Raw genomic sequence first — 2,560 nt, 5'->3', positions numbered from 1 at the left:
AACAATCTTTTAAGAATGCTTTAAGAAAATTGATTATTAAATATAAGTCAGCTTAATAAGCATTAAGGAGGTAATTATGCCTAGACGTCCTTATTGTAATAAAGAGATGGAAGAATTATTTGATGGTGAATGGGAATGCCTTAAATGTGGAGAAACATTCGCTGATGTTGGATTTGGTCGTGATCATATCAGACCACAATCAGAATTAGATGCAGATACTGATGACAATGCAGAAGATTGGTAAAATGTGAGGTATAGGAATGGATAAGTTTTATAGATTAGAAAGATATTTGGTAGGAAAGAAGGATGATTTTACTTTGTCATTCAAAGAACTTGAAGGCATTTTAGGTTTTCCATTATCAAATTCAGCATATAAATATACTGCATATTGGTCTCCAACTGAAACACATACAATGGCTGTAGCTGTATTAGAAAAAGGATATAGAATGTATCCTGACTTAAGTGCTCTTACTATTAAATTTGTTAAGGTTGGAAAGAAGCCAAACGCTTTATCTTCTCCACAGGTAGTACATAAGGTAGAAAAGAATGAGAGTTCTTTTACTGTAGATGGTATTGAATATCGTATGGTTAAAAATCCCTATACCAATGGACCAATGATAGCTAGAGTAGATGGTTTTGACATCGAGAATAGAAAAGAAATATGTAGAATCATCTTACTTGCTAACGGTTGGACTAAAGCTATGTTTGGTGATAAGATTACGAATGAATTAGAACGTCAAGTCAGTAAACTATTAAATGGCGAAATTAAATTAGTGGTAAATAATCAAGAAATTAATAATGAGCCTAAGATAATATCAACTGCTATAAAAGGTAAAAAGGTAGATATTATAAAATATGTGGATAAATTCTATGGTATTTACCATGCTGATAAAAATGGTAGATATATGTCCTATGATCATATAAGAAGTGTATTTTTAAAATATAGAAAGGATGAAACAAAAAGGGATTTAATCACATTACATTTGTATGCTTACCTAGCAAGCTGGGGAATGTTAAGAAATTCATTTTTAATGCAAAAAGATTATTTATTTTCAAGACCTATAGTAGATGTTTTGTGTAGCGATAAATATGATTCCTTAATTAACTTTAATCCCTTTGGAGAAGTTACCAATCAAGATATTCGATTGATTCAAGAAGTAGCTTTTCTAATTAGAAATAATTATGCTGGAAAGAAATACTTTTCTGAAGGAAGTGAGGAATTAAAAACTATCGATAATGTTACGGATACTTTAGTGTCAAAAATTATGCTAGGTACACTTGGTTGTACGGTTGCTTATGATAGATATGTTAAGCAAGGATTAGCAAGCCTTAATATGACTCAAAAGATGGGTTCACAATCAATAAAAGAATTATGTGCTTTTGCTAAAGCGAATGAAGAAGAAATAAAAAAAGAAATATCAAAGCTAAATGATTTATATACTCCAATGAAAATTATAGATATGTATTTTTTTGAAAAAGGATTTGAGGAAGAAGAAAAATAATAAGATGGGAGGCTCTAAAATGAATGATTTTGAGGGACTAGAACTTTTAAAAGATATTGATAATCTACTTGGAATATTTGATTATTTAGAGCCTAGATATCTAGAGATTATTTCATATCGAAATAACTTTGATAATGAATTCAAAACATATGAAGATATTGGTAATGTATATGGTTTAAGTAAAGAACGAATTCGCCAATTAGAAAAGATTGCTACTAATAAGCTAAGATATCGATTTATAAAAATAAAAGCAAAAGCAACTCTAGAAAAAGTATATAACTATATAACAAATAGCACAAAGCTTGCTTATATAACCATTGATACTTTATTTAATTTCCTAGGTGATAAAACAAAAGCCTTTATGCTAGCATATCTATACGGTTTAACTAATTTTCATATAATATACGATAAAACCCATAAAATAATATATGATAAAAACATAACTAACATTATTGGTGCTTTAGTTGATATAGTCGATGTATTAAAGTATTCTTATACAATTCAGGAATTTAATGAATTGCCATATTCAGCCCAAGCAATTGTAAAAAAAGAGTTCCTTTTTACACATGATGTTTATAGAAAAAGAGGTATAAAAGCATCAAAAGAGGTTGTGGATGTTATTAAGAGAATGTTTCCTTTAGGCTTTAGGCCAAGCAATAAGGAGCAATTAGATATATTAAATGCTGAGCTAAAAAAATACAATCTTATTTTTGATGATTATAATTCAAGAGAATTATTTGGGATATTGGATAGAGAAGATTTTTGCTTAATAGATAGAGGAACATATATCCATAAGGATTCTATTATAATGATTCCCGATTCATTGTTAGATAGAATTCTTATTGAAATAAAAAACTCAATTGGCAACATTTATTATAAAGATTTGTATGAACAATTTAAGAATGAATTAATTGAATTAGGGATAAATAATTATTATTACTTAAAAGGAATAATTGATTTATATTTAGATGATGATTATTCAAAAACAAAGAATTATATCGTTCATAATAATGTATGCCCTAAAAAAATTCTTATGCCTTCGATTGAATACGATGAAC

3 protein-coding genes are annotated in these 2,560 nt (G+C 28.2%); all 3 read left to right on the top strand.

What is annotated here, in order from left to right; all coding sequences use genetic code 11:
* The first annotated feature begins 76 nt into the window (after window positions 1-76).
* A complete protein-coding gene (locus tag SPJ17_RS07025; protein ID WP_321094073.1) occupies window positions 77-244 on the top strand; it encodes a hypothetical protein in 168 nt (55 codons plus the stop codon).
* A gap of 16 nt (window positions 245-260) precedes the next feature.
* Window positions 261-1,502, top strand: coding sequence for a hypothetical protein (locus SPJ17_RS07020; protein ID WP_321094071.1), 1,242 nt, complete (start codon window positions 261-263; stop codon window positions 1,500-1,502).
* A gap of 19 nt (window positions 1,503-1,521) precedes the next feature.
* Window positions 1,522-2,560: sigma factor-like helix-turn-helix DNA-binding protein (locus tag SPJ17_RS07015; protein WP_321094068.1), on the top strand; the 1,039-nt coding region annotated here is incomplete at its 3' end.

It is taken from the genome of Anaeroplasma sp. (assembly GCF_034179385.1).
Taxonomy (GTDB): Bacteria; Bacillota_I; Bacilli_A; order Acholeplasmatales; family Anaeroplasmataceae; genus Anaeroplasma.
The sequence above is the reverse complement of the archived record's forward strand: the minus strand, read 5'-3'. Positions and strand labels throughout refer to the sequence as shown.

What these genes read in the sequence shown, in the direction of transcription:
- SPJ17_RS07025 (WP_321094073.1), top strand. Translation starts at nt 77, where the DNA reads ATGCCTAGACGTCCTTATTGTAATAAAGAGATGGAAGAATTATTTGAT.
- SPJ17_RS07020 (WP_321094071.1), top strand. Translation starts at nt 261, where the DNA reads ATGGATAAGTTTTATAGATTAGAAAGATATTTGGTAGGAAAGAAGGAT.